24 protein-coding genes are annotated in these 26140 nt (G+C 45.5%); 15 read left to right on the top strand and 9 right to left on the bottom strand.

Annotated elements, in window-relative coordinates; genetic code table 11:
• Positions 1 to 5 precede the first annotated feature (5 nt).
• Entirely contained in the window at positions 6 to 2339 is a 2334-nt protein-coding gene (locus FHS68_RS17790; protein ID WP_167273402.1) for a PSD1 and planctomycete cytochrome C domain-containing protein, read from the top strand.
• A 5-nt stretch (positions 2340 to 2344) separates the two neighbouring features.
• Positions 2345 to 3802: a DUF1501 domain-containing protein gene (locus FHS68_RS17785; RefSeq protein ID WP_167272688.1), complete on the top strand. Its 1458-nt coding sequence runs from the start codon at positions 2345 to 2347 to the stop codon at positions 3800 to 3802.
• 101 nt (positions 3803 to 3903) lie between these two features.
• On the opposite strand, the gene FHS68_RS17780 is transcribed toward FHS68_RS17785, so the two are convergent.
• On the bottom strand, positions 3904 to 4719 hold the full coding sequence (locus FHS68_RS17780) for a class I SAM-dependent methyltransferase (protein WP_229211948.1): 816 nt from the start codon (positions 4717 to 4719) through the stop codon (positions 3904 to 3906).
• A 194-nt stretch (positions 4720 to 4913) separates the two neighbouring features.
• Here FHS68_RS17780 and FHS68_RS17775 point away from each other — a divergent pair, with 194 nt between their 5' ends.
• Together FHS68_RS17775 and FHS68_RS17770 are read left to right on the top strand one after the other, a co-directional pair.
• Positions 4914 to 5792: a helix-turn-helix domain-containing protein gene (locus FHS68_RS17775; RefSeq protein WP_167272686.1), complete on the top strand. Its 879-nt coding sequence runs from the start codon at positions 4914 to 4916 to the stop codon at positions 5790 to 5792.
• 113 nt (positions 5793 to 5905) lie between these two features.
• Positions 5906 to 6703: a TlpA family protein disulfide reductase gene (locus FHS68_RS17770; protein ID WP_167272683.1), complete on the top strand. Its 798-nt coding sequence runs from the start codon at positions 5906 to 5908 to the stop codon at positions 6701 to 6703.
• 72 nt (positions 6704 to 6775) lie between these two features.
• Here FHS68_RS17770 and FHS68_RS17765 read toward each other — a convergent pair whose 3' ends face one another.
• The 3 genes from FHS68_RS17765 to FHS68_RS17755 form a co-directional block, all read right to left on the bottom strand.
• Positions 6776 to 7354, bottom strand: coding sequence for a PIN domain-containing protein (locus FHS68_RS17765; protein ID WP_167272681.1), 579 nt, complete (start codon positions 7352 to 7354; stop codon positions 6776 to 6778).
• Positions 7351 to 7800: an excisionase family DNA-binding protein gene (locus tag FHS68_RS17760; RefSeq protein WP_208408340.1), complete on the bottom strand. Its 450-nt coding sequence runs from the start codon at positions 7798 to 7800 to the stop codon at positions 7351 to 7353. The genes FHS68_RS17765 and FHS68_RS17760 overlap by 4 nt, the downstream gene beginning before the upstream one ends.
• A gap of 63 nt (positions 7801 to 7863) precedes the next feature.
• Positions 7864 to 9459: an aminopeptidase P family protein gene (locus tag FHS68_RS17755; RefSeq protein ID WP_167272678.1), complete on the bottom strand. Its 1596-nt coding sequence runs from the start codon at positions 9457 to 9459 to the stop codon at positions 7864 to 7866.
• A 443-nt stretch (positions 9460 to 9902) separates the two neighbouring features.
• Here FHS68_RS17755 and FHS68_RS17750 point away from each other — a divergent pair, with 443 nt between their 5' ends.
• Positions 9903 to 10508, top strand: a complete 606-nt coding sequence (locus tag FHS68_RS17750) for a YdeI/OmpD-associated family protein (RefSeq protein ID WP_167272667.1) — start codon at positions 9903 to 9905, stop codon at positions 10506 to 10508.
• A 52-nt stretch (positions 10509 to 10560) separates the two neighbouring features.
• Here the strand turns inward: FHS68_RS17750 and FHS68_RS17745 are convergent, their stop codons facing one another.
• Together FHS68_RS17745 and FHS68_RS17740 are read right to left on the bottom strand one after the other, a co-directional pair.
• Entirely contained in the window at positions 10561 to 10833 is a 273-nt protein-coding gene (locus FHS68_RS17745; protein WP_167272665.1) for a hypothetical protein, read from the bottom strand.
• Positions 10834 to 11002: 169 nt separating this feature from the next.
• On the bottom strand, positions 11003 to 11380 hold the full coding sequence (locus FHS68_RS17740; RefSeq protein ID WP_167272663.1) for a hypothetical protein: 378 nt from the start codon (positions 11378 to 11380) through the stop codon (positions 11003 to 11005).
• A gap of 313 nt (positions 11381 to 11693) precedes the next feature.
• Here FHS68_RS17740 and FHS68_RS17735 point away from each other — a divergent pair, with 313 nt between their 5' ends.
• Together FHS68_RS17735 and FHS68_RS17730 are read left to right on the top strand one after the other, a co-directional pair.
• A complete protein-coding gene (locus FHS68_RS17735; RefSeq protein WP_167272660.1) occupies positions 11694 to 12098 on the top strand; it encodes a VOC family protein in 405 nt (134 codons plus the stop codon).
• Between the two features lie 4 nt (positions 12099 to 12102).
• The gene (locus tag FHS68_RS17730) at positions 12103 to 13002 is read left to right on the top strand and encodes a histone deacetylase family protein (protein WP_167272657.1); all 900 of its coding nucleotides are present in this window, start codon (positions 12103 to 12105) and stop codon (positions 13000 to 13002) included.
• A gap of 1 nt (position 13003) precedes the next feature.
• Here FHS68_RS17730 and FHS68_RS17725 read toward each other — a convergent pair whose 3' ends face one another.
• Positions 13004 to 14683: an N-acyl-D-amino-acid deacylase family protein gene (locus tag FHS68_RS17725; RefSeq protein WP_167272654.1), complete on the bottom strand. Its 1680-nt coding sequence runs from the start codon at positions 14681 to 14683 to the stop codon at positions 13004 to 13006.
• Between the two features lie 17 nt (positions 14684 to 14700).
• Between FHS68_RS17725 and FHS68_RS17720 the strand changes: the two genes are divergently transcribed.
• From FHS68_RS17720 to FHS68_RS17705, 4 genes are read left to right on the top strand one after another with little or no spacing between them, the layout of a single operon-like run.
• Entirely contained in the window at positions 14701 to 14850 is a 150-nt protein-coding gene (locus FHS68_RS17720) for a hypothetical protein (protein ID WP_167272651.1), read from the top strand.
• Entirely contained in the window at positions 14811 to 16019 is a 1209-nt protein-coding gene (locus tag FHS68_RS17715) for an acyltransferase family protein (protein ID WP_167272649.1), read from the top strand. The genes FHS68_RS17720 and FHS68_RS17715 overlap by 40 nt, the downstream gene beginning before the upstream one ends.
• Before the next feature lie 3 nt (positions 16020 to 16022).
• Entirely contained in the window at positions 16023 to 17051 is a 1029-nt protein-coding gene (locus tag FHS68_RS17710; protein ID WP_167272646.1) for a sensor histidine kinase, read from the top strand.
• A gap of 1 nt (position 17052) precedes the next feature.
• Positions 17053 to 17745 carry a LytR/AlgR family response regulator transcription factor gene (locus FHS68_RS17705; protein WP_167272643.1) on the top strand — a complete coding sequence of 231 codons (693 nt, stop codon included), beginning with the start codon at positions 17053 to 17055 and terminating at the stop codon, positions 17743 to 17745.
• Between the two features lie 29 nt (positions 17746 to 17774).
• Here FHS68_RS17705 and FHS68_RS17700 read toward each other — a convergent pair whose 3' ends face one another.
• Positions 17775 to 18584, bottom strand: a complete 810-nt coding sequence (locus FHS68_RS17700; protein ID WP_167272640.1) for a pseudouridylate synthase — start codon at positions 18582 to 18584, stop codon at positions 17775 to 17777.
• Positions 18585 to 18658: 74 nt separating this feature from the next.
• Complete coding sequence (locus FHS68_RS17695; RefSeq protein WP_167272637.1) at positions 18659 to 19030, bottom strand: VOC family protein; 372 nt, start codon at positions 19028 to 19030, stop codon at positions 18659 to 18661.
• 239 nt (positions 19031 to 19269) lie between these two features.
• On the opposite strand from FHS68_RS17695, the gene FHS68_RS17690 reads away from it, so the two are divergent.
• From FHS68_RS17690 to FHS68_RS17675, 4 genes are all read left to right on the top strand, one after another.
• Complete coding sequence (locus FHS68_RS17690) at positions 19270 to 19986, top strand: YqjF family protein (protein ID WP_167272634.1); 717 nt, start codon at positions 19270 to 19272, stop codon at positions 19984 to 19986.
• A 55-nt stretch (positions 19987 to 20041) separates the two neighbouring features.
• Positions 20042 to 20908, top strand: a complete 867-nt coding sequence (locus tag FHS68_RS17685; RefSeq protein WP_208408339.1) for an N-acyl homoserine lactonase family protein — start codon at positions 20042 to 20044, stop codon at positions 20906 to 20908.
• Between the two features lie 134 nt (positions 20909 to 21042).
• Positions 21043 to 21759 (top strand): DUF3891 family protein, encoded by a 717-nt coding sequence (locus FHS68_RS17680; RefSeq protein WP_167272631.1) that lies wholly within the window; start codon positions 21043 to 21045, stop codon positions 21757 to 21759.
• Positions 21760 to 21859: 100 nt separating this feature from the next.
• On the top strand, positions 21860 to 26011 hold the full coding sequence (locus tag FHS68_RS17675; RefSeq protein ID WP_167272628.1) for a hybrid sensor histidine kinase/response regulator transcription factor: 4152 nt from the start codon (positions 21860 to 21862) through the stop codon (positions 26009 to 26011).
• Positions 26012 to 26140 lie beyond the last annotated feature (129 nt).

Here is a 26140-nt window from a genome sequence, read left to right as displayed (position 1 = left end):
ATGTGATGCGTGTGAAATATCTTGGGTCTTTTCTTGCAGTACTGTACGCTATAATTTTCCTGGAATCATGCACAGGGTCTTCAAAAGACAATTTACCCGAGCGTATTCCGAATGAGATCAGCTACAATTTCGATGTAAGGCCGATTCTCTCCGACAAATGCCTGGCATGTCACGGCCCTGATGCCAACAAAAGGGAGGCAGGTTTGCGGCTCGACATTGCCGAGGAGGCTTATCGGGCATTAAAGGAAAATCCCTCCGCACATGCAATTGTCCCGGGAAAACCGGAATTGTCGCAGATGTATCTCAGGATATCGACCACCGATACAAGCATGCAAATGCCGCCTAAGTCTTCGAATCTAAGGCTGTCGGCATATGAGATTGATTTGCTAAAAGCCTGGATCAAACAAGGCGCGAAGTATGAAAAGCATTGGGCATTTACGGTGCCGAAAAAACCAGCGTTACCCGCTGTCAAAAAAGAAGGTTGGAGTAAAAATGAGATCGATCTTTTCATCCTGGCCCGGCAGGAACAAAAAGGATTATCTCCCAACGAGGAAGCTGATCAGGAGCGGCTGCTCAAAAGATTAAGCCTCGATCTGACCGGCTTACCGCCAACTTTGGCCATGATGGACGGTTTCGTCGCCAATCAAAATGCCAATGCTTATGAAAAGGTCGTCGATAAGTTGCTGGCAAGTCCGGAGTATGGAGAGCGAATGGCTTTGCCTTGGCTGGATGTGGCCCGTTATTCTGATTCTTACGGTTACCAGATGGATAATTACCGGTCGCAATGGCCCTGGCGCGATTGGGTGATCCATGCTTTAAACAAAAATATATCTTACAAGGACTTCATTACCTGGCAGCTGGCGGGGGATTTGATTCCGAATGCCAATAAAGAACAATTGCTGGCAACGGGCTTCAACCGTAACCACAAAATCACAGAAGAAGGCGCTGTGGATGAGGAAGAGTATCGAATTACCTATGTCACGGATCGCAGCGACACATTTGGGAAGGCATTGCTCGGCGTAACTATGGAATGTGCGCATTGCCACGATCACAAGTACGACCCGTTTTCTCAAAAGGAGTATTATCAGATGTTCTCCTTTTTCAATAATGTGAATGAAATGAGGGCAACATATACCGCCATTGACCCATCGGTCGGTAAACCCGAGTCCTTTGCGAAGAAACCCATGATGGAGATCAGCAATGAGGATGTCAAATCGATACTGAAATTTGTCAATAAGCCGGATACCAGTCGGTTAATCGTCTCGGTCATGGGTGATTTGGACACGACCAGAAAGACTTATGTGCTGAAAAGAGGTGTTTTTAATGCATATGGCGATCAAGTACAACCCGGAACTCCCAAATCAATACTTCCTTTTGATCCAAAATACCCTAAAAACCGGCTCGGCCTGGCACAGTGGCTCTTTGACAAACGTAACCCATTGACTGCAAGGGTGTTTGTTAACCGAATGTGGCAGGAGTTCTTTGGACGCGGAATCGTAAAAACATCCGGAGATTTTGGGATGCAGGGAGAATTGCCCACCCATCCGGCCTTGCTCGACTGGCTGGCCGTGGATTTCATGGAACACAATTGGGATATGAAAAGGCTTGTGAAACAGGTCGTTATGTCGGCAACTTACAGGCAGTCGGTGGTAGTAACTCCTGAAAAAAGGGATGCCGATCCTGAGAACATTTATCTTGCAAGATCTCCGAGATACCGCATTCAGGCAGAGTTTATCAAGGACCTGGTGCTGTCCAGTAGCGGGTTGCTGGTGAAGACCATTGGCGGGCCAAGTGTGAAACCTTACCAGCCAGAAGGCCTGTGGGAAAGTGCCACTGCGGGCGGTGACGTGATGCTATCTGTATACAGGCAGGATCATGGCGCTAGTTTGTACCGTCGCGGCATGTATACTTTCGTGAAACGCACCGTCCCTCCTCCGTCCATGGGAATATTCGACGCAAGTAACCGCGACTTGTGCGAGATCAGCAGACAAAAAACCAATACCCCATTGCAGGCACTGGTGATGATGAACGATCCAACTGTATTGGAAGCTTCACGGGTTCTGGCAGACAGGTTATTGAGTGAAAAATCGGAGACGAAAGCGAAAATTACAAAAGCATTCAGGATGATCATCTGTCGCACGCCTACTGACAAAGAGATCGCTGTCCTTACTGAATATTATGCTGGCGAAGCGAAATCAATGAATATTAAGCAAGCGGAAAGACTTCTTTCAGTGGGAGAATATCCGCAATCAAATAAAGCAGACAAAAAGCTACTGGTAGCCATGATGCGCGTCATTTCTACGATTTACAACCTTGAAGAGGCGATCACGAAAACTTAACGATTATGGAAAACGAGATCCGGGAACATTCTCTCAACTTCAACAGGCGGCGGTTTTTGTCGAAACTTAGTCTTGGATTGGGAAGTATCGGATTGGGCTCCCTGCTGATCCCTGACCTTTTCACGCAGAACAATGCAGACGATGGTCCTATTTTCAGTCCAGGTATTCCAAGCTTTGCACCGAAAGCGAAACGGGTTATTTACCTGTTCCAAAACGGGGCACCGTCTCAGCTGGAATCCTTTGATTACAAACCCAAATTGAGGGAAATGATGGGGCAGGACCTTCCGGCTTCCGTTCGCGGCGGGCAAAGGCTTACGGGTTTTACGGCCAATCAGGCAGCGCTGCCCCTGGTTGGATCTTTTGTGGATTTCAAACAATATGGGGAGTCGCGCGCTTGGATCAGCGACCTGTTCCCGCATACCGCAAAAATTGTGGGTGATATCTGCATTGTACGTTCCATGCACACGGAGGCGATCAATCATGACCCTGCGATTACATTTTTTCAAACGGGTGCGCAGCAGGGTAACCGCCCGAGTATGGGCGCCTGGCTTAGTTATGGGCTGGGGAGCGAGAATAAAAATCTTCCCGCATTTACCGTGCTCATATCAAGAGGCAAGGGTAATAGCCAGGGTGTTTATTCCAAATTGTGGTCCAATGGATTTCTGGATTCCATTCATCAGGGCGTTCAGTTTGGGAAAGGCGATGATCCTGTATTGTACCTCCGCGACCCCGAGGGCATGAACAAACTGGATCGCCGCAAAATGCTGGACAAATTGTCGGTTTTGAATGAACTGGCCTATGACGAACTGGGTGATCCGGAAATCATCGCAAAAGTAAAGCAATATGAAATGGCCTACCGGATGCAAACCGCTGTTCCGGAAACGCTGGACATTTCGCAGGAACCTGATGATATCATTAAGTTATATGGTACTGAATGCCTTATTCCAGGCACGTTTGCCGCAAATTGCCTTCTCGCCCGCAAGCTGTCAGAAAATGGCGTGCGTTTTGTGCAGTTATACCACCAGGGCTGGGACCAGCATGCCAACCTTCCTGGTGATATTACCGGACAGGCCAAAGACGTTGATCAGGCCTCAGCAGCATTGGTTACCGATTTGAAACAAAGAGGGTTATTGGATGAAACGCTGGTAATCTGGGGCGGTGAGTTTGGCCGGACCAATTTCAGCCAGGGGCAACTTACCAAGGATAATTATGGCCGCGACCATCATCCTCGCTGTTTCAGCATCTGGATGGCAGGAGGCGGCATTAAGCCGGGCATTGCGTATGGGCAAACGGATGAGTTCGGCTACAATGTTGTTGAAAACCCAGTGCACGTCCATGATTTCCAGGCTACTGTGCTTCACCAGCTCGGGCTTGACCACGAAAAGCTCGTTTATAAGCACTTAGGACGAAGGTTCAGGCTTACGGATGTGTCAGGGAAGGTTGTAAAGGATATTATAAGTTAAGTAGTAGATATTAGCGTTAGTTTAAGTCCTTAGAGAAAGGTCCTGCAAACCAGTAGTTTGCAGGACCTTTTTTGATTGGCTAATAAATGAAAACAATTACCTCAGCATTGAACGGTAACCCTCAGAAACTTAGCTGGGATAGATGTCGTAGCTTCGTTCCCAGAAGTGTTTTGGCTGGCGAACAATGCTTCCAGTTCGCGCTGCAAATCAGCCGCTTTTCCGTTTTTCTCTGCCGCTTCGAAAGCATTCATCGTGGGGCCATAGAAGTTTTTGAAATTACTTACCAGTATGGCCGTGGGGTAGGAGGCATTGAAAGTGAAGGTGTCTTTAATGAACGAAATGTTCTCTTTTGACACCCCAGCTGCACCAAACCGCTCAATGACCTGCTCCTCAACACCCCACAACATCGGGCTGATGAAGCCTTCCGGTGGCGCAGGCGTGTATGCCGAGCTGATCTTTAATATTTGCGCAACCAGCGTTGGGTCGCCGGGTATCCAGTTTCCCATCACAATCCGGCCGCCCGGACGGGTAACCCTGACCATTTCTTTCGCTACATCAAATGGCCTCGGTGCGAACATAACGCCAAAGATGCTGACAACCAGATCCAACGTATCATCCGCGAGTTCGCTCAAATCCGTTCCGTCGCCTTCCTGGAACGTCAGGTTGGTAAGTCCCGCTGCTTTTGCACGGACGTTTCCAGCTGCAACCAGGTTTCTTGCAATGTCTACACCAAGTACATCCGCCCCTAACTGTGCTTCTGGTAGGGCAGTGGTACCATCGCCGCAACCTAGATCTAAAACTTTAAGGCCGTGGGTAACGCCTAGCTGTGCAACAAGTGCTGAGCCGCTTTCCCTCATAGTGTCCGCGAGTACGGTGAAATCGCCTTTTTCCCACAGTGCTTTGTTTGCATTCATCATGTTTTGTGTTTTGTGTAATAAAAATTAAGAAAAATATGCACTATTTTCAAGGCACAATATTACCGATCCTCAGATTGATGCTGATGACTTCAACGTTCAATTTTCTGCCTGCAAAGTCCAGCTATTAAACGGCTGTAATCTGATTCAAATCTTATCTTACTCAATGTTTATTACTTAAACAGTCTGTGCGACAAATGGTTAACTTCTTTGAACGTGTACTGCAGCATCCAAATTATTACCGGCAGTTCAACTGCGGACAATCACTTATTACCGCATTCAATTGCCCGATGGAGGCCCGGCTGATGAAAACCCGGTTTGCTGATCTGTGGACGCAATACAATTACCTCTTTTATGTGATCGACGGCGAAAAGACCTGGCATACCGCAAGGGGCAGTTACCATATTCAGAAAGATAGCTGCGTGTTTGTGAGAAAGGGCGGTTTTATCCTGGAACAATTGATGGATACCGGATTTTGTGTGATGTTGTTTTTTATTCCTGACCAATTCATTTGCGATACTTTGTACTCCCGGACTAAGCCGCTCCAGAAATACGAGCAGCAACACGAGCCCGTCATGCTTCTCGAATCCAGTGAAATGCTACAGGGTTTCTTTCTGTCGATGTCAGCTTATTTTGCCGGGATGGAAGATCCGGACCCATCATTGCTGGAATTGAAATTCAAAGAGCTGGTGCTGAATATTGCAGATAATGCGGTCAACAAGGATCTTCTGTCGTATTTCTGCACGTTACTTCATCGTCCGCAGGCTATCCTGCTGCAACGGGTCATGGAGGATAATTTTTGTTATAATTTAAAACTCGACGTTTACGCTGAGTTAAGTAACCGCAGCCTGTCTGCATTTAAAAGGGATTTTGAAAAGATTTTTAACTGCACACCAGGCAAGTGGCTGCTTGAAAAAAGGCTGCAATACGCATTACATTTACTAAGTAACCAGCATAAAACGGTTGGCGAAGCCGCATTTGAAAGTGGCTTTGAAAGCGCTTCCCACTTCAGCCGCGCATTTAAAACTAGATTTGGAAAAGGGCCTGCGGCAATGAGAAATGAGGTGCTGGTTTGAAAAACTGTGGACTGGATTCCTGACAGAAGAAATAATTAAGTATTGATAAGTAGATTTATTATATATATAATTTTATTATATATTATTCTAAATTTACTTTGATTTAAGAAACTATGGAAAGGATTTCAAAACTGCCGATAACAATCTTTCTGCTGAGTATTATATGGGTTGCGGGCTGCTCCGAGGACAAAGACAAACTCGGAACACCGGTTGCCGGAACGGAGATGGCCATGTCCGATTTTGCCCACTTTTGGTCGTATTATTCCAATCACGTCAAATTTTATAAGGACTTCGAGACATTCAATACCGATTCGAAACCAATGCCGGCAGATAGTTTCATGGCCAGGTACAAAACGGGAGAATATGTAGTCCTCAAATACATGGCGCGGGATACGGTAATTCAATACAAGTTGGAAAAACTCAAACCCAATGTTGAAGACAACATTAAAAATCAATTGCGAAGCCAGGCGTTTACCGATTACAATTTTTACAAAAAGAGGGGAAAGCCGCTTGACGGGCTGAATTTTACAGATTTAAACGGTAAGGTTTACAATCCGAAAAATACGCTTGGCAAGTATGTGGTGATGAAATTCTGGTTTATCGGCTGTGTGCCTTGTGTGGAAGAAATGCCGGAATTGAATGAAATGGTGGCTAAAAACAAAGACCGCGATGATGTCGTTTTCCTGGGCATTGCCCTGGATCCGGAAAAGGCATTAAATAAATTCCTGACCAAGAAACGCTTCGACTACCATGTGATCGGCAATAAAAATGATTATGTGATGGACACGCTTAAGATTAATCAATTCCCGACGCATCTGGTCATCGACAAAGAAGGCAAAGTAATGGGCCTGTGCAACTCTTCGAGGGAATTGAAAGATTTGATCAAATCCCGGACTTCGATCCGGATTTGATGATTAGGAGGACTAATTTGCTAGCTTTGGGCATTTCTGGTGGAAGTCGCTGTTACGGTTGTAAGTAGTGCTTTATTCGCAATACCACAATTGATCCAGACTTTCAGAAGTATTTTGTAGTCCTGCCTTCCTTAACTTATCAAGCACCGTGTGTGCGGTCATGGGTGGATTTCGCAAATTTCCTATTTGATTGTTGAAGGCAGTCAATGCACATTCCGGATTTAGTTCAATCAGATTCGATATAAAGAAATCTGGATGTTGAGCCTCGATATCAAACTGTTGTAGATATTTATTTGGAAAGTCCTTCATGTTGGCAGTCACAATCACGTCTGCTTTACAGCGAATCGCTGCGGCAAGTACGTGAGCGTCGTTCGGATCAGGCAGCTTAAATGATTCGATGAGCGATTCGTAATTGGACACATTTGCATCGGGAAAGGTATTTTGCATCGCCGCAATGGTTCTTTGCAACTGTTTCGATGCAATGTCAGGTCGGTTCTGCAACAAATTACGCGTCCATTCTTCATGGATTTTGTCAGTCCATTTAGGCGTGTATAAACCCACATCGGCAAGGTGCATAAGCAAATCACGTACTGGTGCCGGATACAGAATGCATGCGTCAAGGATTGCTACAAACCTTGCGGAATGAATCATTCGTAACCAAGATTTAATTCCTGGGCCTGCTCTGAAAGGAATTTTAGATTTTTCTTTCTTGTCTCTTTTTGCAACCCGGCATATTTCATCAAGTCTTCGAGTAAAATCCTTCGATGACTGCCCGCTTTTTTAAAAGGGATGACTCCCTGTTCGAGCAACTTCACGATATGCGGCCTGGATACATTGAGCATGTCGGCTGCCTGCTGTGTACTCAACTCAGACTCAGACGGTATCAGTGAAATGGCCTTTCCCTCGGCCATGATTGACAAGATATAAGAAAGAAATTCAAGGGCTTTTCTGGGAATTATAAACGACTCTTCGCTCTCATGAATTCTAATATTGACATTATCCGACTTTCGCCTGGATATGGCCGAAGTAAAGTTTGCAACCGTTTCGCTTGCCATTTTTTGTTCCCGTTTTGTTGGCCTTTCTAATACCGTTTCCATCTTGAGTAAGTTTCCCAAATGTACAAACGAAATAAACGAAACAGAAATTTCCAACAAATTTTATTACTTATCCAGCAGCGGCAAATTCACCGCATCCAAAAAGCTTTTTTCACGGGTCATTTTCTCAACTTCGTCCCACTTCCGGGGAGCGTCCAGGGACAGGATTGTGCCTTTGTCTTTTCCGATCACGACGTCGTCCTCAATCCTGACAGCGATATTCCACCATTTTTTATCGCAAGGACTGCCTTCGGGAATGTATAGACCTGGTTCGACAGTGATTACCATATTTTCCATCAATGTTTTATAGGAACCTTTATCATGCACATCCAGACCCAAATGATGTGAGCAGCCATGGGGATAGTAGGTATTCACCTCGTCTGCCGTTTTGATAATCCCGAGTTTGATCAGTCCGGCAGCCAATACCGATTGGGCTTTTTTGTTCAAATCGGCAAATGGCACCCCAGCTTTACAAAGCTTGAAAACTTCTTCCTGGGCGTCAAACACGAGCTGATAAATCGCCTTTTGCTCATCTGTAAATTTTCCGTTAGCAGGTATGGTACGGGTAACGTCAGCGGAATAACCGTGATATTCTGCGCCTACATCCATTAATACCAGCTGATTGTTGACCGTCGTCACCTCATTTTCGATGTAATGCAGAATACAGCCATTTGCACCTGCGCCCACAATCGGCGGGTAACCTTCATCCTCGGCCCCGTATTTTTTATGAACATATAAAAACACACCTTCCAGCTCCGATTCAGACATATTGGGTTTTATAGCCCGCATTACCTCCGCGTGTGCAATGCTCGATAGCTTGATTGACTTACGCAAAAGTTCAAGTTCCTCTGATGTCTTAATGCCCCGTAAATCGTTTGTAAATCTATTAAAGCTGGCAATTCCGCCATATTGCGCCTGATAGCCAGCCCTGAATGCCATCAGACCCAAAGAATCGGGTTGGCGGTACAGATTCTGGATCAGTGAGTTGTTTTTGTATGCTTCCAACGTAAGTTTTGGTTCTATGAATCGCTTAGCAGCAGCGGCGACGTTCTGAGGGGTGGCCATTGCGTTGGTAAATACCAGGTCTTTCAGTAACCCTTCGTCTACGGGCGTTACGCCGGATTTTTCGGTAAATGCCCGGTATAAATCGTTCATATTACCTGTGTTACGAGGAATGACGTCGTGAAAAAGCTTGAATTTTTTAAGGTCAACCGGAAACTTGGCAAATTCATCGCTATTGTAAACCCTTTTGAAGCCCAATTGCGTTTTTACCCCTTCAATACCGAGACGCCTTCCTGTCCATTGTTCCTGCGCCGGGTTTCTCGACTGTACAAAAAAGAGCTCATTGAAATCGCCGTCGGCGTCGTGCTGCATATTTTTAAATATCACCAAAACACCGCTGGTCTCTTTGTATCCGGAAAAGTAAAGCAGATCGGGATTCGGGTGGTAAGCATAGTTTATGTCTTTGGAGAAAACCTCCAACGGATATGCAAAAAGCACGGTAGCAGAACTATCGGGCATTAATTTTCTCAAAGCCTCCCGCCGCCCTGCTCGAAATTCCTTTGTTAGATAGTCCTTCGGAAGATCAGATTGGGAAAAAACCTGGCCCGAAAACAGGCTGATAATTAATAATGTGCAGAGGAGCCTTGCGAAAAATTTCATTGTAATTTTTTGGTTGATTATTTGGAAGACTTAAGATCTTGCAGAAATCTTTTATGTGGATTTATAAATATATTAAAACACATCTACTTTTATCGCTGTTCCGCAAAACGGTTTTATGAATCTTTCTTCTCAGGCCTGCTTCTTGCCATTTTCCCCATTGTCTTTCTCGGAACTTAAGATTGCAGATGCTGTGGGAATGCTTGTGGCTGATAAAAGCTAGTTTTTGACCCGGTGTAAGACAACGGGGGCTTTTACGGCAAATCTTTGGTCACCCGAATCATGGCAGGTTAGGCGGTTGAGTAAGAAATAAAGTTAATGATCAGTTCGCAGGATCGCTACTGTTCGGATTTCCCGGGTTGGAATTTTCGCAGGCAGTCGCCGATTCTTCATGATTTTTCGCTATAAAAATAGTTGCTACTTTTGGTGAAAGCCAGCAGAAGATCATGACTGAAAAAGAGCTATATACTTTTTGTCCGGTGAACCATCAACAATGGAGAGATTGGTTGCAGAAACATCATGATAAGGAAAAATCGGTCTGGCTGATTTACTATAAGAAAAAGCCAAACAATGAGAGGCTGACATGGAGCGAAGCTGTCGACCAAGCGCTTTGTTTCGGATGGATAGATAGTTTGGCGAAGCCTTTGGATGAAGAACGGTACATGCAGTTTTTTACCAGACGAAAAGCAAATAGCGTCTGGTCACGAATCAACAAAGAGAAAGTCCAGCGCCTCATTGACGAAGGATTGATGACAAAAGCCGGTTTTGATAGCATTGAAACCGCCAAACAAAATGGCTCATGGTCGATCCTGGATGATGCCGAAGCGCTCATAATTCCTGCGGATATGGAGGAGGAGCTTGGAAAAAAAACTAATGCAAAAAACTACTTTTTAAGTTTAAGCAAGACCGACAAACGAAATCTTTTGCAATGGCTTGTTCAGGCCAAACGGCCCGAGACGCGACAAAAACGCATTATGGAAATTGTGGAATGTGCCGACCAAAACGTGAAACCCAAAATCATTCAATGGACCAAAAAGCCCGCCGATGATTGACCCTTATGAAAAAACAGATTTCAAGTATGGATAAGTTTTTATCCCCGCCATTTCACTTGCAGAAATTTTGTTTGAAAGAATCCCTCGAGTTTTCATAGGATTTTTTATCCGCACAGTCCTTCGATAGGTACAGATCATAAGCCTCTAACACCTTCTGACAATTCGAAGGATTTTGATTGGCAAAGAAATTTTTGGTGGCCGTTTCGATTTCTTTCTCCTGAACCTCGCAATCAAAATCCTTTTCCTTTTCTTGACAACTATTGGTCAGGCAAAAAGCGCATAATAGAATCACATACGCGATCAGATTCAGGTTTCGAAATTTCATGATATTCTGGTTAAGATTTAAAAGCCCTGCGTCCTTCGCTTAGGTGTTCAAAGTACGCGATGTTAAGCTGCCTGATAAATAGTTAGTTATAACGATTTTGGCAACATCGACCACAAAAAAAGCCTCCGGGGTAACCCGGAAGCTTTTTACTTGAACCTTTAAAGCGTGACTATTTAACAGTCAGAATTCTTTCAGTTTGTTGTTCCGAAACCTGGAAAGATTTGGTTTGGACTTCGTCTCCGCTGATCACATCCAATTTGTACTGGCCGGCTTCCATTTGGTCCATGTTCAAAGAACGACCGAATTTTTGGTTGTCTTTGCCGACCGTTTCACGATATACAACGTCTCCGTTTTCATTTCTCAATAAAAGAACGGTGTTGCTTTCAGCGTCAGCTTTGTTCACCAGGACGTTGATTTTTCCGTTTTTGGTTGGATAGATACCGGTTCCAAATTTGGATGCTTTGGTTTCTTTGTCTTCGGCGTTGGCAGCGAAGGTTGAAGCGATAAATGCGAATGCAAATGCGAAAGTTTTAATTGTGATTTTCATGGCTATTTAATTTTAAAGATTGATTATTTTAATTTTCATGGTTGACTATATATTAAAAAAGGCTGTGCCATATCAAGGATCACACGCCATTTCGATAATAACCTTGGATATAACTATCTTATTTTTAAATAGTTAGAAATATTTTTCATAAAACTTTAAAATTTTTGATCAAACCTTATAGTGTTCGGAAGCGGACGAACGATCGCCGAATCGTACGGTTTTTGACCTGGACATAAGTGATATGAAACGCTGTTGACATGGGGTTGTCACAGGCGATGTTTTACTTTGTCCTACCAACAAACTAAATACCATTATGAATTTTTCATCCGTGCGGATCATTACCGCTGACATTAACCGACTCGTGCCGTTTTATGAAAAAATCTCCGGTATGCCGGTCACGAAGTATACAGATGATTTCGCCGAATTACGTACCTCATTGGCAACATTAGCGATTGGAAGCATTCGCACACTGGCGCTATTCGGAGGAGATAAAGTGGCCAGTGCGGCAAATAACCGTTCCGCTATCATCGAATTTCGGGTTGATAATGTTGATGATACCTATTTAAAACTCGCCGAATTTCTCGGCGATGCCGTCGTTCAAAAGCCAACAACCATGCCTTGGGGTAATCGTTCGCTATCATTCAGGGATCCGGACGGTAATTTGGTTAACTTTTTTACACCAATCACTTCGGAGGCCCAAGAAAGGTCGGATTCGTAACGATATGTTTCCAATCGCATTCAATTCCATTTATAAATATCCCGTTCCGGAAGGCCATCGCTTTCCGATGGACAAATACGAGTTGCTGCCTTTACAGCTATTGCGGGAAGGTATTGCGGAAGAATCCGATTTCTTTGACCCGGAACCTGTTGATATGCAGGCGGTTTATGCGGTGCACGACCGGGCATATGCGGACTGCTTTGTGCAGGGAAAGCTCAGTAAGCAGGAAATGAGGAGGATTGGTTTTGAGCAGACACCGCTGCTCGCCGAGCGGGAACTGCGGATCACGAACGGAACATTAAAAGGTGCGCTCAGTGCCTTCGACACTGGAATCGCCTTCAACATTGCCGGTGGTACGCACCATGCCGGGCGCGATTTCGGCGAGGGATTTTGTATGATCAATGACCAGGCCGTTGCTGCTCAATACCTTCTTGATCATAAGAAGGCAAAGCAGATACTGGTCATTGACCTGGACGTTCATCAGGGAAACGGAACGGCCAATATCTTCGCCAATCAGCAGCGGGTATTTACCTTTTCGATGCATGGCAAGAATAATTACCCTTTCAGAAAGGAAAAAAGTGACCTGGATATTCCGCTTGAGGACAGGACAGACGATAAAACATATCTTGGCAGGTTGGAAGGGACGCTGCCTATGCTAATTGAGAAAGTTCAGCCGGATTTTATTTTCTATCAGGCTGGTGTGGACATTCTGCAGACGGACAAAATTGGTCGTATGTCCTGCACGGTGCAGGGTTGCCGGTTACGCGACGAAATCGTATTCCGCATGGCATGGAAACATTGTATTCCGGTGCAATGCAGCATGGGCGGCGGTTACTCGCCCCAGCTTAAGACAATTCTGGAAGCGCATTCCAATACTTTTCGCATTGCCGGGCAAATCTTTTAGCTTATTGATTTCCCGCAAATCCTGGCCCTTTCACAAACCTGCCCGGCCTGGCATTGGTATGTTCCCCATTTTTTAAAACCTGCACGCCATTGACAAACACATCGGAGACCCCCGAAGCAAATTGCTGCGGCTTGTCGTAAGTGGCGTGATCCTGTACTTTTTCGGGATCGAAAATAACTACATCGGCGTAGTTACCCACTTTCAATTCGCCGCGCTTTTTGAGTTTTAAATTGGTGGCAGGTAGCTTTGCCAATTTATAAATGGCTTTTTCCAGCGGTAGTATCTTTTCATCCCGAACATAATGTCCGATCACCCGGGCGAAGTTTCCATAAGACCTCGGATGTGGCTGCGATTTGAGAAACACGCCTTCCGGGCTATAACTTCCCGCGTCCGAGCCAAAACTGACCCAAGGCAATGCGATCTCCTTTTTCAGATTACTTTCCGTCATAAAAAAGTAGGCGACATCGATCCGCGTGCTATCCTGGACGATCAGGTCCATAGCGGTTTCCTCAGGAGAAGTACCCCTTATTTTCGCCACTGCCGCCAGTGATTTGCCTGTGAACTTTTTGAGAGAATCCTGTTTGAAGCCAAGCAGCAACACATTCTCAGGAGATCCGGCTCCATAATACAGGTTTTCCCATTCTTTGGGGTTGGATTTCATGACCGTCTTCATTTGCGAACGGATGGCTGGATCCTGCAAACGCTGCCATAATTTCCCGAAGCCTCCATCTTGCAATGAAGGAGGAAAGGCGGCAGTAAGTCCCGTCGCGCCAGCCTCGTAAGTGTACATGTCTGCGGTAATCCGCAACCCTTCCGACCTGGCTTTTTCTATGCGTTTGATGACGCCATCCATTTTATGCCAGTTGCCTTTGCCCACTGCTTTAATGTGGTATATCTCCGCCGGAATGTTGGCCTCTTTGGAAATGGTAATCAATTCTTCAACGGCTTCATCCAGCTTGTTTCCCTCGCTTCTCATATGCGAAATGTACATGCCGCCGTGCTTTGCGGCTTCTTTGCACAGCGTGATCAACTCATGCGTATCTGCGAAAAAATCGGGTGGGTAAATGAGCGAAGACCCGACTCCCAGAGCGCCTTCTTCCATGGCCTGTTTCACCAGTAATTGCATGCTATCCAGTTCTGCCGGAGTCGCCTTCCTGTTATCTTCACCCACCACATAGGTTCGGACAGTCCCGGATCCGATGAACGAGGCGACATTACAACTGACGCCTCTCTTTTCGAGGAAAGTCAGATATTCCCCCAGCGTATTCCATTCTACTTTGTACTTAATGTCCCCTTGCCCCGCCTGCCACTCCCGTTTCATCTTTGCATTAAACGGTCCTGCACTAGTGCCTTCGCCCATTACTTCCAGCGTCACACCCTGGCGGATATCGCTTTGACTGCGCCCATCCTGTATCAGGGATTCGACAGCCCAGCTTAGCATATTGACAAATCCCGGAGCTACTGCTTTCCCCTTTGCATCGGTTTCATTGGCGGCATTCGCATCTTTCAAGTCGCCTATAAAAGCTATGGTATCTGCATTGATCCCAACATCGGCCGTGTAGGGCTTTTCACCGTTGCCATCGTAGATCGTTCCGTTGCGGATGATGGTTTCATATTTCGGTTTGGTGTTGCAGGAAAGCATTGTGGCGCTGATCAGCACCAGGAGTATCAGATGTTTCATAGAGATAAGGTTGCGAAATGGAATATACCAAAAACCGCCTGAATGTCACCAATAACCTGCAATTGGTCAAAGAAATCTCATCGGAAAGCCTGCATTGCATTCTTTTGAAGAAAAAACAAAAAGAAATATGGAAACTACCAAACGACAAAGCTACCTGGATTGGTTAAGGATCATCTCCATTGCCGGTGTCCTCATTTTCCACTCCGCAATGCCTTACGTATCAGACGAATGGTGGCACGTTCGCAATGCGCAAACCAGTCCGCTTATGGCAATGTCTAATTATTTCATGCATTTGGTGCGCATGCCGCTACTGTTCTTCATTTCGGGAACGGTCAGCTATTATATGATGCAGCGCCGCACAGCAGTGAGTTTTATTAAAATGCGGTTTACGAGGTTATTCATTCCATTGCTGGTCGGGATGTTCATCATTGTGCCGCCTCAGATTTACTTGGAGCGCATTACACAGGGATTTAGCGGGAATTATTGGGATTTTTACAAAACTGTGTTTCAGTTCGAGCCTTATCCAAAGGGAAGTTTCAGCTGGCACCACCTTTGGTTCATTGTTTACCTGTTTGTTTACGATATCGTTTTTGCACCCGTTTTTATGTGGCTGATGTCTGAGAAAAGCCGTAAGTTCAGAATGTCTCTGGATGTATTGGGTAAAGGCAAATGGGTTTATGTGCTGGCTCTTCCGTCCATTGTCTGGTATACAATGTTAAGCGAGCAATTCCCCGAAACCAATAACCTCATTCAGGATGGCTGCTTTTTTGTTTATTGGCTGTTATTTCTGCTAGCCGGTTTCTTTTGCATTTTACAGCCGTCCCTCATGAACAGTTTGCAGCGAAACCGTCGCTTCGCGATCACCATTGGTTTTCTTTGCCTTATTCCCCTTTATTATTTATGGCTGCTTCCTGACACGGACAATGCGTTTATGGCCGAGTGGGGACGCGTTATTTTCCGGACATTGAGCCCGGTCATAGCCTGGAGTTGGGTACTCGGATTGGTGGGCTATGGAAAGCAATATCTGAACCGCTTTCACCCCGCTTTAAATTATCTGAATCAGGCAGTATACCCTTTTTATATCCTGCACCAAACCATAATCGTCATTTTAGCTTACTATATTACCCGTAATAATCAGGATACGGTGCTGATGAAATACATTTATACCGTTGGCGTCACCTTGTTTTTTACAATGGGAATATTTCATTTGCTGATAAAGCCTTATCCGGTTATGCGGTTCCTGTTTGGCATGAAACCCATGGAAAAATTAATAGGCAAGGTGGAAATAACTGACAAACCCAAAAGCATTAAAGTAGTGGAAAGAATACTGGTTTAGCTAATGAAAAGATTGTTCAAAATTGTATTTCCTGGGATTTACGGGCTTATCAATTACTTCACGATCAGGCTTTTGCAGGATATAGGATCCTCGTTTCATTTTTGGCAAAGACCGGTACTCACTACGTCACTTGAATTAGGAATAAGTATCATTACCGGATACGTTGTCGTCTTTGGGGTGAGCAGGATTTGCGACTATACCGATAGGCATCGCGTAGCAGGTGAGGCGGATTCTGCATCGCTTGGCAAAGAGCTTTTGATGGTGGTAGCGATGTCAGTGATTGTTGCAAACGGGATCCTTCTGCCATTTACGGCGCTTACCGACGACGGATTATCAATGAATGACATGGCCACCATCAACACAATTCCACTACTTTATACCTTAATCTATTATGGCATCATCCGCAGCCGGACTTATCTGAAAGGGTATGTGCAGCACCGGTTGCTTTCAGAAAAGTTGGCCAATGAAAATTTGCAGACCGAGCTAAGATTTTTGAAGGCGCAATATCATCCTCATTTTTTGTTCAATGCACTGAATACCATTTATTTTCAGATCGATGACGATGTGCCCGGCGCAAAGCAAAGCATTGAGTTATTATCCGAGTTGCTGCGCTATCAGCTTTACGACCGCCAGCAAAAGGTTACTATGAGGGAGGAACTGGCTTATCTTCAAAATTACATTCTATTGCACAAAGTCAGAACAAGCAAGAAAATGAAACTGAAAACAGAATTCGACCCGACTTTGAGCGATCAACAGGTTTACCCACTGTTATTTTTACCGCTGGTTGAAAATGCTTTTAAATATGTCGGCGGGAATTATGGCATTACCATCGCCGCGACCAGCAGCAGCGACGGCATTACATTCAGAGTTGAAAACGATCTGCCCGAGCTGGATCATGCCCGTGCTGAAAAGGGAGGGATTGGCATTGAAAACCTGAAAAGGCGGCTTGAACTTCTGTATCCCGGAAGGCACCATTTACTATTGGAAAAGCAGAGCGACCATTTTACAGCGGAACTTGAACTGATATTCTGATATGAACCAACCGATCAGCTGCATCATCACCGACGACGAACCATACGCCCGCAAAGGCTTGCGGGCGTATGTGGACAAAACCAGGTTCTTGGATTTGAAGGGTGAATGTGAAGACGCCATGGAGCTTGGCCAAATGCTTAAAACGGAATCTGTTGATCTATTATTTCTGGATATACAAATGCCTCATATCAGCGGAATTGAATTTCTGCGGTCATGCGTTAACCCGCCTAAGGTGATTTTTACCACTGCTTTTAAAGAATATGCGGTGGAAGGATTTGAGCTGGACGTGCTTGATTATATGTTGAAACCTATCTCCTACGAACGTTTCCTAAAAGCAGCCAACAAAGCGCGGGACTATTTCGATTTGCTTCATGATAAAAATGAGCCCGCCTACTTATTTGTAAAAGCCGATGGCCGTCTGGAAAAAATCGTTTTTGAGGAAATATTATATCTTGAAGCCATGCAAAACTATGTGATCATCCACATGCCCGGGAAAAAGGTCATTACCCACAGCACATTCAAAGCATTGGCCGAGCGACTTCCCAAACGCGGGTTTTTCCAAACACACAAATCCTTTATTGTAGCCATCAACAAAGTGAATGCTGTCGAAGGCAATATGTTGCTGATCGCCGGAAAGCAGGTACCCATCAGCCGTCAGCTGCGGGATGATGTTCTGGGTGCGATTGTAAGGTGACAGGCGGCATCGAGGTCCGGTACTTCGCATTAAGATAAAGTTGGCTCCGCGTATGTTTCCGTCGCAGACAACATATGTTCGAGAATAGGCGCACATTTTTCGCGGCATGCGGGATAAAAATGGCCGTGTTTCCAAAAGTCGGATTTAGGGGACAGGCCCCACCAGAATTCAGCCATCGCGATCGGTTTCATGTTGTGCCGAAAAGCATATTGGAGCAATTTAGGCGCGGCACATTCACCGGCACCAGCAGGTGGATTTTTGTAAGAAGCATCGACGAAGATTTTGCGCAGACTGCACTCCTCGCCAGTCTGGTTCAGAAAGCGATACTGATCAAAAATCTCATTTTGTAAGGAAACGGAGTGGTTTCTTCGCAATACTTTCAAATTCCTAACCTGAGTCTCGTGGGATTCACTTTTCTGATCTTCCCGCATCCTGATTTCGGAATTCATCCTGGAAAGCGCTATCATCCCCGCATTCAAAAACCCCCCTTTGGCTATTCCGTCGAAAATTGGGGGTACAAATCGGGCATGATGATTTCCTCCCGCAAGTTTCCCTGAAAACGCTGCAAGGTACCCAATTTCATTTCGCTCGGTCCTGACCACCAACACGCCAAACATTTTACCAATTACGCTTCCTGCCTCATCCGATAATCCAAAGTTATGCTGCCAATCCTGCTGGGTTTCCAGATGTAACTGGAGCATTTCAACGGCCGGTAAACTCAGCGGATGAGGAATGTAATTGAATGGCGAAGGGAATTTATCGGGTAAGGAATAATCTGCTATCGATCCTTCGAAAGGCGTGAAAAACGGGTTGACAGTCGGATGGGAGGGTGTTAACAAAGGATTTTGGGGTTGGGGCTAGTTTTATGCATTTGGTGGTCAATACTTACAAAACCTCTGTAAGTATAGGCCATTTAGCTGGTTTGGTTAAATTGCCCAAAGTGCCAGAGAATCCCAGAGGGATCGTGCAAGAAGCATTCCCGGCCCCAGTAATCCACTTGGATAGGTGTCAATCTTGTCCCTTCATATTTGCTGGGCAGGTTCAATGCAAGCAGTTCGTTATAGTAACGGTCAACATCATCGACTTCAAGGAAGATCATGGTGTTATCTATCCAATCCTTCACATAAGAATCTTGCAGATAAAAAGCGAGCTGTTTGATTTTGAAAACAGAAAAATCAGGACCCAGCACAGTCTCCTCAAATCCCAGGTCACGATAAAAGCGCCTGGATACTTCAAAATCTTTTGCCCCAATAAATGGCCGAAGCGATGCAGCTCGATGTTCCATCGTGTACTTAAATTTTCTGTTTAATGAAAAACAAAAATAGAAAAGTGTTTCGGTTTCCGCACTTGATAGAAATCAAGAAATGACATAGGAACGCAATATTAAAAGGACCACATTTCATTGGTCAATAAAAAACAGTTGTTAGGCGTCCGGCTCTTTGGAGGGATTATCGAGAGAATTTGAATACTTGAAATTACTTGTGTCAAAGTTCTGTTAGTTTTAACATACCCAAAAATTAGATTGTGACCAATTTTTTAAATGCAAAGTGGGAAAACCTGATCATGGCCAATTACAGCATTGGACCGGAAATACTTTTACCGTACCTGCCAAAGGGCACGGAACTCGATTATCATGACGGAAAAACCTTCGTGAGCCTGGTCGGTTTTCTTTTCAGGGATACCCGGATATTCGGCCTGCCAATTCCATTTCTTGGGACTTTTGAGGAAATCAATTTAAGATTTTACGTGACCCGCAAAGTAGGCAGTGAAGTGCGTCGCGGTGTGGTTTTCGTGAATGAAACGGTACCAAACCGGTTTGTAGCCTGGGTCGCAAACTATCTTTATAAAGAGCATTATGTAGCGGTGCCAACAACGCATGACTGGACGGTTAACGAAAATGTCAAACGGGTTAAGTATCAGTGGATCAATGATAAGGAGTGGAAAAGCATCTACGCCGAGGCACAGGCAATAAATAAGCCTCTTATAGTCGGAAGCGAAGAGGAATTTATATTTGAACATTACTACGGATATACCAGGGTGGACGAGCGAACCTCAGAGGAATACGCCGTGCAGCACCCAAGATGGAACGTGAATGACGTGACCAGCTACCAAATCGACTGTAATTTTGAAACGATGTACGGCAAGGACTTTGCGTTTTTAAACAATGTTAAACCTGATTCTGTATTTCTCGCGGAAGGCTCCACCGTGAGTGTTAAATGGAAAAGGAACCGGTTTGTATAATAATTAGGATCAGTTGAGTAAATTGGCATTACTCATTCTTCAGAACCTTTTCTATATGATCAGCTTCTCCTACCGGAAAATTAAGCTAATGCTGATTGTTCCAATGCTGCTTTCCCTGCATTGTATCCATGCACAAACTCCAACCTATAAGGTCTATGCGGTAAAATTTGCAGATTCATCTTATCCCTTTACAATCGGTGACTGGGCTGATGGCGGATCAAAGACGGATAAAGTTGAGATCGACTTCATGGTTTGGCTGATCAAAGGCGGTAATGGAAAAAGCATTTTGGTAGATGCGGGTTTTTTAGGCGATAACGAAGGTGCGAAAGAATTTAAGCTCACCAGTTACATCAGGCCTGATTCTGCCCTCTCAAAAATAGGAGTGAAGGCGGAAGATGTTACTGATATTATTTTAAGTCACCCGCATTGGGACCACCTCGATGGAATAAGTTTATTCCCCAATGCTCAATTATGGATGCAGAAGAAGGACTACGAATATTTCATTGGAGGCGCCTGGCAAAAGGAGGGCCAAAACGGCGGCTTTGACAAAAAGACTGTCCGACAGGTAGTGGAGTTAAACTTAAATGGCAAAGTGACGCTTGTTGACGGAGATGATAAGCAAATCCTGCCGGGAATAACCGTGTATACCGGGTCCCGACATACTTTCGACTCTCAATATGTGCTGGTCAATACAGGTAGTAATAAGGTTATCTTCGCCTCTGACAACATTTGGATTTATTATAACCTGGAACATCCGGCACCTGCTTCTCCCGGCGGCACCTTTGATGCGCCGGGATATTTAAAAGCGATTGAGCGAATGAAATCCATGGTGACAGATCCCAAATTCATTATCCCTGGCCATGACGGTGCATTATTTAAAAAGTTTCCCGCAGTTTCCGAAGGTGTGGCCGAAATCAAATAGACAATTTATTTAGAGCGGAATGTTTTCGCCGGATTCAGCTTCTCCTGTTTTTCCAGGTGCCGCAACACATCTTCCCGATCCAGCAGTGCCGGAAATTATACATATGTGGCACGTTTTTAATCTAGGCCTATTTCATGATTGTAACTTACACAGAAGAAGGATGGTCCATTATTTTGCAACGTTCCCACGGACTGCTGGCAGGCCAGATTTGCGGCCATTGGAAGAGAAGCAAACAACCGGAAAGATGGGTTGAAACGCTGATTGCCACCGCAGAGCACGACGATGTGAGCAACGAGTTAAATAGTTCGGATCTTCTGACACAATCCGGCGGGCCGAAAAATTTTAAAGCCAATAAATTTAACAAGGAAGAATGTGATCATTTGCTGGCACGCGCTATTGAAAAGGGCTTATATGTTGCGTTGTTAATCGCACGACATGTCACATTCCTGTATGGAAAAGAACCATCCGCCAAAACATATTTTGCCGCGCTAAAAAAAAGAGAAAAGGAATGGATCAGACAGACGAAAACAACTTCTGAAGAAATAGCAGCGAGTTATGAATTGGTTGAATTTTGCGATGCCATGTCCCTATTGATTTGTCAGGATCTGATCCAGCCCGAAGAACGAAAGATTGAAATCAGCACCGGCCCCGGTGGTGCGCATTACGAATTATGGAAAAGAGATGACCAGCACCTTATTGTGTCCCCATGGCCATTCGAGGAAGATTCCTTTACCGCCAATTATGAAACGCGAAGCATTGCGCAACTAGCATTTAAAAATGACACCGAATTCAAAGAAATTCTGGAATCGTCCGAGGTCACACTGATGTCATTGAAAATATCGAAGGACTAATAAATTTCCTCATTGTATTCCGCTCCCTAAGTTTCCTACTCTAAACGCCTGATTCAAAGAAAAATAAGGTAGCTTAATAGCGAATCTTGCTTAGATCATCATGATCCAATTTGCTATCCGCTATTTGCTTGCATTCACGCTCTTTTTATTCAGCGGGATGCGGCTTTGGGCACAAAACCCTGCCCTTGAAACGGTTAGTATGCCACCGAGTGTTGATCCGCAGGAAATAGCGGATATCCGTCAGGACGCGCAAGGATATCTTTGGCTTGCTACCGGTTCAGGATTGATGCGTTTCGACGGTTATACCTGGAAAGTTTACCAACATGATCCGAAAAATGCCAATTCTCTTGCAGGCAATAATATCCGGAGCATTTGTCCTACCCGCGACGGATTGATCTGGGTCGGCGGATGGAATTCAGGACTGGATTGTCTAAACCCCCGAACAGACAAAGTCACGCACTATCAGGTTATCAAGCGCAAGGAATACAAATATGAAGACAATGTCATCAGTGCGCTGGTTGAAGATCATTTGGGTAACCTCTGGGTCGGCACGGTGGGTGGGCTGTACCGTTTAGATAAAGCGAGCGAAAAATTCATTCCGTATTTATCAGTTGCAAAAAAAGCCCGGACGCTGAGCCACAAGCATGTGAGCAGTATTTACGAGGACAGGCAAGGCACACTTTGGGTAGGCACCGGCGATCAGGGCGGTAGCAAGCTTTTTGAGGGAGGTTTGAATAAACTCGATCGCAAGACAAATACATTCACCCGCTATCTCAACAAACCTGGCGATGCGAACAGCCTCATAGAAAACAGGGTGCTGGCCATTTTTGAGGATAGTCGCGGCACATTCTGGGTGGGGACGGGTGGGGATGGTTTGCATACAATGGACCGCAAATCGGGCAAATTTACCCGATATCCTTTTCAGGACGAACACAGTGGCAAGCTCAGCCGCCCCTTTCCAAAAGAAAAGAACCTTCGGACATTTCCTACAAGCGGAATCCGGTTTATCCAGGAAGATGCAGCAGGCGCGATCTGGATTGGTACATTTGATGCAGGCGCAAACCGATACGAGCCAGCGTCTGGACTTGTGACAAAATATGCAACGCCCGCGGACGGATTTCCTGATTTTAACCTTTTTTCTGCTTGCCTTACCCGTGACGGTACGCTTTGGATGGGGACCATTCCAGGCCATCTTATCAAGATTGTGACCACAAATAGTCCGATTGCAAAAGTGAAAATGCCCTCGGGCGTCCATTATTTTCAGGAAGATACTTCGGGTACGCTTTGGATCGGGACGATTGTGGGATTAACAGCAGCCGATCCTGTTACAAAAGAAGCGGGAAAATGGCTAGGGGAAGCTGCCAGGCAAACCGGCCTTTTGACCGATCATGTGACACGGCTAAATTCGGACAGGCAAGGAAATCGCTGGATTTCAACCTGGAATAATGGATTATATCAATATCAGCTAACAAACGGTAAGTTTACTCACTATCTCCACGACTCATTAAACATGGCCAGCATCAGCCCCGGAGAAGCAGCTGGCTTTTACCAGGACCGCAGCGGAGCAAATTGGGTATTGACAGCAGGGGGACTGGATAAACTGGACACTAAAACCGGAAAATTCATACATTATCGCCACCAGGAGCGGGATACCACTTCTCTTCGTAATGATTATATCCTTGTAGTCAAAGAAGACCATGCGGGCGCCTTTTGGGTGGGAACAAATGGCGGTGGGCTGAACCTGATGGATCGTGCAACCGGAAAGTTTAAACATTTTCTAGCGTGGAGTATTGTTACTGAACTGGTAGAAGATGCATCCGCCACACTTTGGGTGGCTTCCAGCCTCGGACTGCACCGGTACGACCGTAAGCGTGGCGTTTTCGTACCTTTTATTGATCCTGGCTCGGGCAAACAACTTTCTTTCGTCAGATCAATTGTCGAGGATAATGAAGGCAATTTGTGGGCTGCAATGCCTAATGGTATTGCAGCAATTAGTGCTAACCGGCGATCTATGCGCTGGTTTGGAGCCAATTACGGCATTTCGCCCGGTGAAGATTTCTTTTTTGGAGGAAGTTATAAAAGGCGTGACGGCAGCATTTATTTTGGAAGTATGGAAAAGTACTTTCATTTTCAACCGAAAGTGCTTTTGAAACACCACCCGATCACACCGTTACTCCACTTTTCTGCGTTCCGGGTTCATAATCAACTGATCACGCTTCCTGCGAAATCCGTGGAGCTGGCCTATAACCAGAACGTTTTCTCCATCGACTTTGCAGCCATCGATTTCCGGCATCCTGAACTTCATTTATACACTTACAAACTGGAAAATTACGATCTGGAATGGCGTCCGGTGAGTGCCGAACGTACTGCCAATTATTTCAATGTTCCGCCGGGAAAATTTAAACTTCGCGTAAGAGCTGCTAACAGTGATGGGATTTGGGTTGAAAAGTCCATTATGATATTTATTTCACCGCCCTGGTGGCGTACTGGTTGGGCTTTTGCTGTTTATGTTCTTATGCTGGCAGGGCTTTTCTTTGGTGGCTGGCAGGTTTTACTTCGTCGTGAACGTGCAAAAAGTGCATTCAACATCAGGGAAATGAAAGCGCAGCAGTTGCTCGAAATGGACCGCCTTAAATCCGATTTCTTCGCCAATGTTACCCATGAGTTTCGCACGCCCTTAACCCTCATTCTTAGTCCGTTGGAGCATTGGCTTAGCAATATGCCTGATGATGATCCCTATGCCCAACCATTTAGGAGTATGCGAACGAATGGAAGGCGGTTGTTACATTTGGTCAATCAATTGCTGGACCTGTCGAAACTGGACGCAGGGAAGATGCAGCTAAAAACGCAGCCGGGCGACCTCATTCATCTTGTACATCGCATTGCCAGTTCTTTTTCCGCTATTGCCGAGAACCGTGGGATCGCTTTTCAGGTCACCGCTCCCGAGGGAAGCCTTTGGCTGAGCTTCGACGCAGATAAGCTGGAAAAAATTCTCAATAATCTGCTTTCCAACGCCTTCAAATTCACGCCCGACAATGGCCAGGTTTCCTTATCAATGCTATTGGCCCCGGTTCCGGAAATACAGAAGAAGCCAGGCGAAAAACCATTTGTATCGGCCGAATTAAAAGTTACAGACAGCGGAACAGGCATTCCGCCCGATCAACTCGAACGAATTTTTGACCGTTTCCATCAGGTTGACCATTCTCTTGCCCGTGAGCAGGAAGGGTCTGGCATTGGTCTGGCGCTTACACGGGAATTGGTGGAACTTCAGGGGGGCACCATTGCCGCATTAAGTTCAGCAGGTCAGGGAAGTCAGTTTGTGGTATCTATGCCGTTGGAGTTATTACACCCTGGCCAGCTCGGGCAACAGCAAGCATTCTTTAACCCGGTTTCACAAGAGGTTTCATCCATCTCGGATATATATGAGCCGCTCGCATTGCAGGAAAATCAACAAGTGAGCGGAAATGCAAACCCGGATGCGCCGCTAGTGTTGGTCGTGGAGGACAATGCGGACCTGCGCAATTTCATTTGCCAGTCGCTTACGCAGCATTCGGCCTATCGGATATTGAAGGCGATCCATGGCATGGAAGGTTATTCGTTGGCGCAGGAGCACATTCCCGATCTGGTTATATCCGACATTATGATGCCTAAGATGGACGGAATTGAATTTTGCAGACGTCTGAAAACCAACGAAAAAACCAGCCACATTCCTATAATTCTGCTTACTGCGAAAGCTTCGGGTGAAAATAAATTGCACGGCCTGCAAACAGGCGCTGATGATTACCTGACTAAACCATTCGAAGTAAAAGAGCTGCTGACCCGGGTTCATAACCTCATAGAAGGACGCCGACAACTCAAAGAACGATATACTCGGCAGGTCACACTCCAGCCCAGCAATATTGCCATTACTTCTACCGATGAGCAGTTTCTGAACCGTACCATGGCGATTATCGAGCGGTATATGGCCGAGGAGCATTTCAGTGTCGAGGTTTTTGGCAGAGAGATTGGTATGAGCCGGATGCAATTGTACCGCAAACTGCAAGCTTTGACCGGCCAGTCACCCAGCGATTTCATCCGAACCGTCCGACTGCAACGCGCTGCGCAATTGCTATCTGCGAACAGCGGTACGGTATCCCAGATCGCCGATCAAGTCGGGTTTGCTTCGCATTCTTACTTCTCTAAATGTTTTCAGGAGCAATACGGCAAGTCGCCGTCTGCATTTGTCGCAGAACTGGACCGTGCTCATAAGTAGCGCTTTTTATCCACGTATAACTACCATCGGTTACCACTGTTACAGCTTTTGTTACGAGCGTTACAAGGCTAGCATTTGGAAAATTTCCTGCTATTTGAGGGTTACGAGATTGTTACATTGAGGGCTGAT

This window comes from Dyadobacter arcticus, from assembly GCF_011762185.1.
Classification (GTDB): Bacteria; Bacteroidota; Bacteroidia; order Cytophagales; family Spirosomataceae; genus Dyadobacter; species Dyadobacter arcticus.
The sequence above is the reverse complement of the archived record's forward strand: the minus strand, read 5'-3'. Positions and strand labels throughout refer to the sequence as shown.

Bases quoted from the DNA above. Each gene is read 5' to 3' on its own strand.
- FHS68_RS17745 (WP_167272665.1), bottom strand. From the start codon at position 10,833: ATGAAATTTCGAAACCTGAATCTGATCGCGTATGTGATTCTATTATGC.
- FHS68_RS17710 (WP_167272646.1), top strand. From the start codon at position 16,023: ATGAAAAGATTGTTCAAAATTGTATTTCCTGGGATTTACGGGCTTATC.
- FHS68_RS17775 (WP_167272686.1), top strand. From the start codon at position 4,914: ATGGTTAACTTCTTTGAACGTGTACTGCAGCATCCAAATTATTACCGG.
- FHS68_RS17685 (WP_208408339.1), top strand. From the start codon at position 20,042: ATGATCAGCTTCTCCTACCGGAAAATTAAGCTAATGCTGATTGTTCCA.
- FHS68_RS17750 (WP_167272667.1), top strand. From the start codon at position 9,903: ATGACTGAAAAAGAGCTATATACTTTTTGTCCGGTGAACCATCAACAA.
- FHS68_RS17780 (WP_229211948.1), bottom strand. From the start codon at position 4,719: ATGATGAATGCAAACAAAGCACTGTGGGAAAAAGGCGATTTCACCGTA.
- FHS68_RS17790 (WP_167273402.1), top strand. From the start codon at position 6: ATGCGTGTGAAATATCTTGGGTCTTTTCTTGCAGTACTGTACGCTATA.
- FHS68_RS17705 (WP_167272643.1), top strand. From the start codon at position 17,053: ATGAACCAACCGATCAGCTGCATCATCACCGACGACGAACCATACGCC.
- FHS68_RS17765 (WP_167272681.1), bottom strand. From the start codon at position 7,354: ATGATTCATTCCGCAAGGTTTGTAGCAATCCTTGACGCATGCATTCTG.
- FHS68_RS17715 (WP_167272649.1), top strand. From the start codon at position 14,811: ATGGAAACTACCAAACGACAAAGCTACCTGGATTGGTTAAGGATCATC.
- FHS68_RS17735 (WP_167272660.1), top strand. From the start codon at position 11,694: ATGAATTTTTCATCCGTGCGGATCATTACCGCTGACATTAACCGACTC.
- FHS68_RS17725 (WP_167272654.1), bottom strand. From the start codon at position 14,683: ATGAAACATCTGATACTCCTGGTGCTGATCAGCGCCACAATGCTTTCC.
- FHS68_RS17770 (WP_167272683.1), top strand. From the start codon at position 5,906: ATGGAAAGGATTTCAAAACTGCCGATAACAATCTTTCTGCTGAGTATT.
- FHS68_RS17675 (WP_167272628.1), top strand. From the start codon at position 21,860: ATGATCCAATTTGCTATCCGCTATTTGCTTGCATTCACGCTCTTTTTA.
- FHS68_RS17720 (WP_167272651.1), top strand. From the start codon at position 14,701: ATGGAATATACCAAAAACCGCCTGAATGTCACCAATAACCTGCAATTG.
- FHS68_RS17740 (WP_167272663.1), bottom strand. From the start codon at position 11,380: ATGAAAATCACAATTAAAACTTTCGCATTTGCATTCGCATTTATCGCT.
- FHS68_RS17695 (WP_167272637.1), bottom strand. From the start codon at position 19,030: ATGGAACATCGAGCTGCATCGCTTCGGCCATTTATTGGGGCAAAAGAT.
- FHS68_RS17755 (WP_167272678.1), bottom strand. From the start codon at position 9,459: ATGAAATTTTTCGCAAGGCTCCTCTGCACATTATTAATTATCAGCCTG.
- FHS68_RS17760 (WP_208408340.1), bottom strand. From the start codon at position 7,800: ATGGAAACGGTATTAGAAAGGCCAACAAAACGGGAACAAAAAATGGCA.
- FHS68_RS17785 (WP_167272688.1), top strand. From the start codon at position 2,345: ATGGAAAACGAGATCCGGGAACATTCTCTCAACTTCAACAGGCGGCGG.
- FHS68_RS17680 (WP_167272631.1), top strand. From the start codon at position 21,043: ATGATTGTAACTTACACAGAAGAAGGATGGTCCATTATTTTGCAACGT.
- FHS68_RS17730 (WP_167272657.1), top strand. From the start codon at position 12,103: ATGTTTCCAATCGCATTCAATTCCATTTATAAATATCCCGTTCCGGAA.